Consider the following 9,065-nt stretch of genomic DNA (forward strand, 5'->3'; position numbering starts at 1 on the left):
TGATCATTCTCACGCGGCGTTGGCGGTTTGCCAAAGCGAGGAGAGCGTCACCGGGATCCCCGGTGTGCAGGCAGACTTCGGCTGACCCGCACGGGCCGCCGGCTTACGCCGACCGCCCTGAAAATAGACCAACCCTCGTGCCGCGATGTTATAGGCCGCGTTCAGGTCGGCGTGGTAGCGTTTGCCCGTGCTGAACGCACACAGGCTATAGTTCGTCGTATCCCGCTTGACGGGACCGGAGCCATCGAAGGCCTGGGAGCTGGTACCGCGAGCATAGACCAGCACCGAACGAAGTCCGGCTTCCCGGGCCTTACTCTGAATCCGGTCTACCAGCATCCGATGAAACCAGCGATGGAAGCGAGCTTTCATTGGGGAGCGTTTGCGACCGGCTGTCGGGCGCCACCCTTTCAGGTTTTCAGCCACCACCGCCTCACAGTGGTTGGTTAAAGCCAGATTCACCAGTTTCCGACTGATCTGGTGCGCCTGGTTATCCGCCAGCCGCTTGAGGCGCTGGTGACCCCGCGCACAAAAGCCGGCTGGCATCCGGCTGCCGTGGCGCGTGTGTTTGCGCGCCCTGGATCGGATGCGTTGCATCAGTCGATGCTCCCGGTCTTTATCACTGCGCCGGAGGAAACCCCGGGCGTGGACAGTGCCTTGATCATCGACGACGGCCCAGGTGGCTGCGGTGTTGATGCCCACATCCACGGCCAGGACACGTTTCGGTGTCCTGACCGGTGCTGCCGGTGTGAACTGCTCCGGCAGCGACAAGCCCCACTGTCTGCCGTTAAAGGTCAACAACGGGGACTTGGCGGTTCCGCGACCACGATAGCGGAGTTTTCCGGATAATCGAAAGCTCATCCAAAGCCAGTCATTGCGGTACCGCACTTTGATAAACGCCTGCGTGGCGTCTTCGTTGAGCTTGATGCACTGGCCGCCGTACAGACTTGGAAACGTGTTGGTGCTGGCAGTCAGCTTCGGCGGCCGCGAATGCGGGTGCCGGCGCTGGCCATCGAGCCAGTCGCCATAGCGACTCATGAACGATCGGACCTGGCCAACCGCGTCCATGATGGCCACCCGCCGCAGGTAGGAGGGGAATTTGTAGTATCGCTTCTGGAAGTACCGATACCGGACGCTCGGACGCTTCGCGGTGGGATGAATTAGGCCTTCGATTATAGCCACCACCTCATTACCCTTGGCGGGGCCAACCGACGGCCAATGCGTGAGCGCCACCGTCATCAGGTCTCGCACCAACCGACGATACAGCGCCAACGTCTCGCCCAGCGCGTGGCGCTGGGCCGCACTGTCGGCGTGAATACGGAGTCGATCGGAACGGATAATCGTCATGCAGGATACTGTATAAATAAACAGATCAGAAGACAAGCCGCCTTAACTAGCGACTCATTCGAAGAATTTAGTCGTCGAATGCGGCGGCGCTTTGTTCAAAGCTGGGCGTTGCCTAACATTGAGCCGGGTGCAAATTTCAGTTAGCGTGCCTCTTTCTGGCTACGCTGAAACCCTCCGCCATGCTCATCGACCAACACACCCTCTCGCTGATTTTTGACACCAACACCCTGCAGCGGGGCAAGCGTTATTTTGCCCAGAACCGTGTGCAGAACCTGACTGTCGACGTTAAAGGCATGAGCATTCAGGTGTTCCAGGCCGATGTGGCTGGCAGTCATTACCAGACTTACCGCACGGAAGTCCGGTTCGATCGATACTTGCCCCATAAAGTCGATACCTTCTGCAGCTGCCCCGTCAGCTTTCGTTGCAAGCATGCGGTGGCGGTGATCCTGCAGTCCAATTACGAACAGTCACAGGTCGATGAGCAGAAAACACAAAGCTACCGGGAAAAATACCGGAGCACACCGCTGAAACCTGGCTGGAACGAATTGCCTCGGCAACCAGCTCGCGTTCAGCGCCGGCCACCCAAGAGCGCTTGGTTTATATTCTTAATACCAAAACACGATCTCGGCGTCTCTCGGTTTCCGTTCGCAAGGTCCGGCCACGGAAAACCGGGGGGTTCTCCAAGGGTTCCAGCAGCATGGCCTGGAGTCGCCCGAATCTGGAATATGATCGTCCGAAATACCTTCAGGACAACGATATCGCGCCGCTCACCTGGCTTAATGCCTGCCCCACAACGTATCGCATGGAACCTTTGATAGAGGGGACAACAGGTGCCCATTTCCTGGAGGCCGCCCTGGCAACCGGTCGGCTGTTCGTGGAATCCACCAGCAACCCACCATTGCAACCGGGGCCGGGCATGGAAACCGGTTATGAATGGCAGCGGCTGGCTGGCGACCAACACTGGCAACTGGTCCGCAAGGAATTACCACCTCAGGTGGCGATCCTGAACACTGCCCCGCCGCAGTATCTGGATTCTGAGGAACATCGCATCGGGCCGGTTCGAAACAGTCTCTCTCCTGAGATCAGCAAGCTGCTGGAAGAGTGTCCGCCGTTAACCGATGAACAGTTGCAGGAGGCCCTGCCAGACCTCACCCCCTTGCTGGAAAAAGCCGGTGCGCCGTTACCGGAATCGTTCCAGGCTCCGGAGGTTATCGAGCCTCACCCGACGCCAATACTGCAACTCTACAGCATCCATTATCCTGACCCCGATACGCAGACGCCCATGTTGCTTGCGCGACTCCTGTTTAACTATCAGGACTATCAGGTGGCCTACGCCGAACAGGAGCCCCGGGTACTTCAGCAAACTCCGGAAGGCCCGGTACTGATCATTCGGGATGAAGACCAGGAAGCCGACTTCCTGCATTCCGGCCTGCCCGGTTTTCAGTTTGCCGGTATTCTAGCCGATCAGTTTGGTGAGGCCTTTGTACCCCAGCTACCGGGCTCTGCCCTGATGGACTTCACCCTGCCAAGCTGCGAAGCATGGCTCGACTTCATCGCCTACCAGCTGCCCCAACTACATGCCGAGGGCTGGCAGATCGAGATGGATGCCAGCTTCGATCTGCCGGTGGTTGATGTAGACCAGATCCAGGGCCGCCTGCGCCCGGATGATGACCAGCTTGGCTGGTTTGATGTCGAGGTGGGCATTGACTACAACGGCAACACGATCGACCTGATTCCACTGTTGCAGCAAGCGCTGGCTTATTTGTCCGAGCAGTCCTTTGAGGCGCATTTTTCAGCCGAGAACCTCCCTGAAACCCTTTGGCTGCATAACAGCGAAACCCTGATTCGTGTGCCTTCTGACCGCATAAAGCCACTGGCGCAAATCCTGCTCAGTTTGGTGGGCCGCAAAACGAACAAACTCAGGTTACCGAGGCTGGACGCCGCCCAAGTGATGGGCCACACCAGGGCGAACTGGGATACCAGTGACGACATCCGGGCCCTGAGCGAAAAGCTCACCGACTTTCAGGCTCTGCGCCCCATCACCCCGCCCAAAGACCTTCAAGCTGACCTGCGGCATTACCAGCAGGAGGGCCTGAACTGGCTGCAATTTCTGCGGGAATTCGGCCTTGGCGGCATCCTGGCCGATGACATGGGCCTGGGTAAGACCTTGCAAACCCTGGCCTGCGTAATGGAAGAAAAATCCGCCGGGCGGCTCATTGCGCCAGCCCTGGTCGTGTGTCCAACCACCCTGATCGCCAACTGGGAGTCCGAAGCCCAAAAGTTCACCCCGGGCCTGAAGCGACTGGTCATATACGGCAACCGCCGCAAACCGCTGTTCGGGCAGATTCAGGAGGCCGACCTGGTCATCACCAGTTATCCTTTGCTGCCTCGCGACATCGAACAACACAAGTCTCAGGTCTACAGTTTTGCCTTCTTCGACGAAGCCCAGTACCTGAAAAACCCGGGCACCACTCTGGCCAAAGCCGCCCGCAAGCTACCCGCTGAAAACCGCATCGCTTTGACGGGGACACCCATGGAAAACCACCTCGGCGAACTCTGGTCCCTGTTTGACCTGGTGCTACCCGGTTACCTGGGCGATCAGAAAAGCTTCCGGGAAGCCTACCGCAAGCCCATCGAGGAAACCGGCGACTCTAACCGCCAGGCAGAACTCAGTCGCCGTGTGCGCCCCTTCATGCTTCGACGCACCAAAGACCAGGTAACCCCGGAATTGCCACACAAAACCGAAATCATCCGCCACGTAGACCTGAACCGGGAACAGCGGGATCTCTACGAAACCGTGCGAGCCAGCATGGACCAACGCATTCGCCAATTGCTCGCCGAAAAAGGCGCGGCCCGCAGCCAAATCGACATCCTCGACGCCCTGCTTAAACTCCGGCAAATCTGCTGCCACCCGGCCCTGCTGCGCAGCGATACGAACGCCAGCTCTGCCAAACTGGAATACCTGCTGGGGATGATCACTGAATTACTGGAAGAAGGCCGCAGAATCATCCTGTTCTCCCAGTTCACCAGCATGCTCGCGCTGATCGAAAAAGTACTGGAGGCTTCAGGTATCCCCTTCGAAAAACTCACCGGCCAGACCCGCGACCGCGCCACTCCCGTCAAGCGCTTCCAGAACGGCGACAGCCCGGTGTTTCTAATCAGCCTTAAAGCCGGCGGCACTGGCCTCAACCTCACGGCCGCCGACTGCGTCATCCACTACGATCCCTGGTGGAACCCTGCGGTAGAGCAGCAAGCCACCGACCGCGCCTGGCGTATTGGTCAGGACAAACCGGTGTTCGTTTATCGCCTGATTGCCGAGGGCACCGTGGAAGAGCGCATACAGGCCTTGCAGGCACGCAAAAGCCAGCTGGCTGATGGTCTTTACGGCAATTCGGACACCTTTGGCTCAGCGCTAACGGCCGAGGATATTAAGGTGCTTTTCGAGAAGTAGTAGGGTCAGACCCCGGTCCTTTGGCAGCGTGAAATGTCTGGAAGTCTGACCGTAAATTCGCTACACATAAGGAATCAAAGACTCCCCATACAAATGCAACTCCTCCAGAACATGTCGCTTCTCCGGCGTCAGTTCCGGATCCGACGCGAGCCGTTGCAATTCCTTGGCAAAGGCCTCCAGTGACCGCCAACCTTTTTTGGGGTTCATCAGGCGCTGGCTGCGGAATTGTTCCCAGCGCTCCATCTCCTCACCCATCAGCGTTTTGGGATAATTCCTCGCTCGGTATCGGAACAGCATCTCATCCAATCGCTCATCCTCGAATTGCATCTCTTGCTCCCCCAGGGTCTCCACCGGTTGGCGCAACAGCCAGTCAAGCTGCTCACGATCTTTCTTGCTGATAAACCCACCCGCATAGAGCTGTTCATCCGGGTCGGTCAGGTCGCCTTCATGGGGTTGGTCGAAGGCCTGGGCGATTCTTGCTGGAAGGTCCGGGGCCTGGCGGAGGATGGCCAGGTGTTGCCGCAGTTTTTCGCCGTCCAGTTCCAGCGCCGCCAGCCGTTCCGGGGACAGTGACTTGAGCATGGTCGCGGGGGCCAGCACCGGGCACTTGTTCAACTGCACGCCTTTGAGGGGAAAGCGGCTTGTGCCCTCCCCGAGATCCGCCTGGGAAGTAAACACCCGCTCGCGGATCTGCTCGGAGGTAGCGTGGATGAGTTCGCTGGGGTCTTCCCGCAAATCGTAGACAATCACCAGGTTCTTATTGGTGGGATGATCCGCCAAAGGCGCCACCATCGCGCAGCAGCCCCGGGTAGCCGGGTACTTGGCGGAGATGTGGAACACCGGCTTCATGTTGGCGGTATCCAGCATGGCGCGGGCGGAATGTTTATCCTTGTTCTGCAGCACGAAGTCGAACAGCTTGGGCTGCTTTTCCTTGATCAGCCTGGCAACAGCAATAGTGGCTTCCACGTCTGACATGGCATCGTGAGCCGCTTCGTGGGCAATGCCGTTGGCGGCGGTGAGGTGCTCCAGCTTGAAACTGGGGCTGCCGTCTTCTTTCTTGGGCCAGACGATGCCTTCCGGCCGCAGGGCGTAGGTCAGCCGCACCATGTCGATGATGTCCCAGCGGGAATTGCCGTTCTGCCATTCCCGGGCATAGGGGTCGCGCAAGTTACGGTAGAGGGTGTGGCGGGTGACCTCGTCATCGAAGCGCAGGCTGTTGTAGCCCACGGCACAGGTGCCGGGCTGGCTGAAGGCCTCGTTGATCTGGCTGATGAACTCCGCCTCAGGAAAACCGTTTCCCAGAGCCGCCTGCGGCGTGATGCCGGTAATCAGGCAGGCTTCCGGTGACGGCACGTAATCGTCCGCGGGCGCGCAGTATATGATCAGCGGGTCTTCAATGATATTCAGGTCGATATCGGTGCGCACACCGGCAAACTGGGAGGGGCGATCGTGTATCGGGTCGACACCGAAGGTTTCATAATCATGCCAGTAGAAAGAACGGATCACAGTTCACTGCTCCTGCGCGCAATCGTCAAGGAAGTTGCAGCGAAGTCTAGCAGAAGTATACTGGCGCAAATAAGTAATGGAGCACCCATGACCACCCGCGTTCTGATCTGCGACGACTCCTCCCTCGCTCGCAAGCAAATGGCCCGCGCCCTGCCCGCCAACTGGAACGCCGACGTCACCTTCGCCGTGGATGGCCACGACGCCCTGACAAAGCTCCGCGCAGGCGTCGCCGAGCTGATGTTCCTCGATCTTAACATGCCGGAAATGGACGGCTACCAGGTGCTGGAGGCGGTGCTGAGCGAAGATCTGCCAGTGCTGACGATTGTGGTCTCCGGCGACATTCAGCCCGAGGCGCGGGCACGGGTGCGCAAACTGGGCGCCATCGACTTCATCAAAAAGCCCACAGACACCGATCTGGTAAACACGCTGCTGCAGGACTACGGCTTTCTGGGCCCGGAGGATCTGGCACCGGTCACCAAAAAAGCGGACCAGTGGCATGCAGGGCCAGCCGCCAGCGAAACCAGCGCCAACCTGAACGAGTACCTGCAGGAGATTGCCAACGTCGCCATGGGCCGCTCATCGGATCTGCTGGCGAGGCTGCTGAAAGTCTTCGTGAAGCAGCCCATCCCCCGGGTGGAAATGATTGCCCGCTCGGAGCTCAGCATGGCCATCTCCGCCGCCGAGGACGACAGCAAGTATTCCGCCGTGTGCCAGGGATTCACCGGGTCCGGCATCGCCGGCGAGGCGCTGCTGCTGTTCGCCGATGCCAGCGTCGACGACATGGCCGAACTGCTTCACTACGACGACCTGGACGCCGACAACATCCAGGTGGAGGTACTGATGGACATGTCCAGCATTCTGTTTGGCGCTTTCCTCAAGGCCATCGGCGATCAGCTGGACCTCAAGCTCGGCCTTGGTCATCCCACTGTGCTGGGCCAGCACAGGCAAATCGGCGACCTGCTGGAACACCACAGTGTGCGACAGGAAAAACTGCTGTGCATTGAAATCAGCTACGAAGTGGAGAACCGGGACATCAGTTGCGACATGCTGGTACTGTTTACCGAAGATTCCGTCCCCTTTCTTGAACAACGCCTGCAGTACCTGGTGGATTAATCATGGCAACGAACGAAACAGACGCGAGCACCTTTCACTGGCTGTTCGACATGCTGGAATCAATAGAGGTAGGCCTGGTGGTGATGGATCTGGATTTTCGCGTGCAGATCTGGAACGGCTTCATGGAACACCACAGCGGCATTACCGCCAGCAAAATCCGTGATCAGGTTCTGTTTGACGTGTTCCAGGACATTCCCAAAGCCTGGCTGACCCGCAAGGTGGACTCCGTGGCGATGCTCAATACCCGGGCCTTCACATCGTGGGAGCAGCGTCCTTACCTGTTCCGTTTTCGCAGCACCCGTCCGATCACCGGTACCGAAGACTACATGTACCAGAACCTCACCATCAGCCCTCTTGCCGGGCTGGACGGGAAAGTCGATAAAATCTGCCTGATGGTCTACGACGTCACCGACATCGCCACCAATAAACGGGCCCTGGAAAGAGCCAACGAACAGCTGGCCAAACTGAGCATGACCGACCGTCTCACCGGCCTACTCAACCGCGGCACCTGGGAAAACCTCATCGACGCGGAGTTCGAACGCCACCGCCGCTACGGCCACCCGACCTGCCTGGTGATGCTCGACATCGACCACTTCAAACCCGTGAACGACACCCATGGCCACCTGGCCGGTGACGAAGTGATCAAACACGCCGCCAACGTGGTGCGGGACAGCCTGCGCCAATCCGACAGCCTGGGGCGCTACGGCGGCGAAGAGTTCGGCATCATCCTGCCGGAAACCGACGCCGAGGGCGCCCGCATCATCTGCGAACGTATCCGCGAGGCCATTCAGAACACCCCGGTGCAAACCACCACCGCACCCATCCAGTACACCGTCAGCATCGGCATCGCGCCGTTAACCGAAGGGCCGGAGAATCACATGCAATGGTTGCAGCAGGCGGATGAGGCGTTGTACGCGGCGAAGGAAGGAGGGAGAAATCGCGTGGTGGTGTCCGCAGAGGAGCCGTAGGCCGGATTAGGCGAAGCCGTAATCCGACACTACCGGTAAAGCTAAAACCCGATCAATCCTGCTGCCAACTCTGCACAGTCTCTTTCCCGTGCTTCTTCCGCCACTCATTCAGAACCTTGTGATTACCACCACGGGTCTGAACTACTTCACCGGTGTGCGGGTTCTTATAAGTCTTCATCGGCCGCATCGGCCGGCTGCCACCTGTGGTATCTGCCTTCGCACCCGCAATGGACGGATCAATCGCGCCCAGAATCTGAAGAACGTCTTTCGGCGACTTATCGTACTGCTTCATCAATTCGCGAACTTTGTTTTCAAACTCAAGCTCACTCTTCAAAGCCTGGTCCTGTTCCAGATTCGCCAGTTCTTCAGATAGCTTTTCCATAAGCTGTTTTTTTTGGTAGTAATCGTTAATCTTTGCCATGGAATTAAAACCTTATTAAATTCACTGCAATTGAAATGACCGAAAAGTCAAAACCGATAATAATCGATAAATCGATGCATGGCAAAATAATTGGTTCACAAAATAATCATCCATAAAAAAACCAGCCCGCAGGCTGGTTATATTTAAATCAACAATCGGAGTTACAATCGCAAGTCGGCCTCGCCCAAAGGCAATACACCTTTCAGATCAAACAACACGCCATTGTCTTTCAAATATTCCCTCAGTTCAGCAGAAGAACGTT

General features: G+C 57.9%; 8 protein-coding genes. 4 read left to right on the forward strand and 4 right to left on the reverse strand.

Translation table 11 applies throughout. The annotated features are described in order from the left end of the window. Positions 1–9 precede the first annotated feature (9 nt). Both DIT71_RS11300 and DIT71_RS18190 read right to left on the reverse strand, forming a co-directional pair. Entirely contained in the window at positions 10–1,344 is a 1,335-nt protein-coding gene (locus tag DIT71_RS11300; RefSeq protein WP_114613298.1) for an IS200/IS605 family accessory protein TnpB-related protein, read from the reverse strand. A gap of 140 nt (positions 1,345–1,484) precedes the next feature. Then, entirely contained in the window at positions 1,485–1,775 is a 291-nt protein-coding gene (locus DIT71_RS18190; protein ID WP_227538079.1) for a hypothetical protein, read from the reverse strand. On the opposite strand from DIT71_RS18190, the gene DIT71_RS18545 reads away from it, so the two are divergent. Both DIT71_RS18545 and DIT71_RS11310 read left to right on the forward strand, forming a co-directional pair. Further along, entirely contained in the window at positions 1,665–2,159 is a 495-nt protein-coding gene (locus tag DIT71_RS18545) for an SWIM zinc finger family protein (protein ID WP_227538078.1), read from the forward strand. The genes DIT71_RS18190 and DIT71_RS18545 overlap by 111 nt on opposite strands. Continuing rightward, positions 2,042–4,795: a DEAD/DEAH box helicase gene (locus tag DIT71_RS11310; protein WP_114613300.1), complete on the forward strand. Its 2,754-nt coding sequence runs from the start codon at positions 2,042–2,044 to the stop codon at positions 4,793–4,795. The genes DIT71_RS18545 and DIT71_RS11310 overlap by 118 nt, the downstream gene beginning before the upstream one ends. Before the next feature lie 60 nt (positions 4,796–4,855). On the opposite strand, the gene sbcB is transcribed toward DIT71_RS11310, so the two are convergent. Further along, positions 4,856–6,301 carry an exodeoxyribonuclease I gene (gene sbcB / locus DIT71_RS11315; RefSeq protein WP_114613301.1) on the reverse strand — a complete coding sequence of 482 codons (1,446 nt, stop codon included), beginning with the start codon at positions 6,299–6,301 and terminating at the stop codon, positions 4,856–4,858. Between the two features lie 87 nt (positions 6,302–6,388). Between sbcB and DIT71_RS11320 the strand changes: the two genes are divergently transcribed. Both DIT71_RS11320 and DIT71_RS11325 read left to right on the forward strand, forming a co-directional pair. Next, complete coding sequence (locus DIT71_RS11320) at positions 6,389–7,414, forward strand: response regulator (protein ID WP_114613302.1); 1,026 nt, start codon at positions 6,389–6,391, stop codon at positions 7,412–7,414. A gap of 2 nt (positions 7,415–7,416) precedes the next feature. Continuing rightward, complete coding sequence (locus DIT71_RS11325; protein ID WP_114613303.1) at positions 7,417–8,382, forward strand: GGDEF domain-containing protein; 966 nt, start codon at positions 7,417–7,419, stop codon at positions 8,380–8,382. A gap of 52 nt (positions 8,383–8,434) precedes the next feature. Here the strand turns inward: DIT71_RS11325 and DIT71_RS11330 are convergent, their stop codons facing one another. After that, the gene (locus tag DIT71_RS11330; protein WP_114613304.1) at positions 8,435–8,803 is read right to left on the reverse strand and encodes a histone-like nucleoid-structuring protein, MvaT/MvaU family; all 369 of its coding nucleotides are present in this window, start codon (positions 8,801–8,803) and stop codon (positions 8,435–8,437) included. Positions 8,804–9,065: the final 262 nt, after the last annotated feature.

The organism is Marinobacter vulgaris, from assembly GCF_003344045.1.
In the GTDB taxonomy this organism is placed as follows: Bacteria; Pseudomonadota; Gammaproteobacteria; order Pseudomonadales; family Oleiphilaceae; genus Marinobacter; species Marinobacter vulgaris.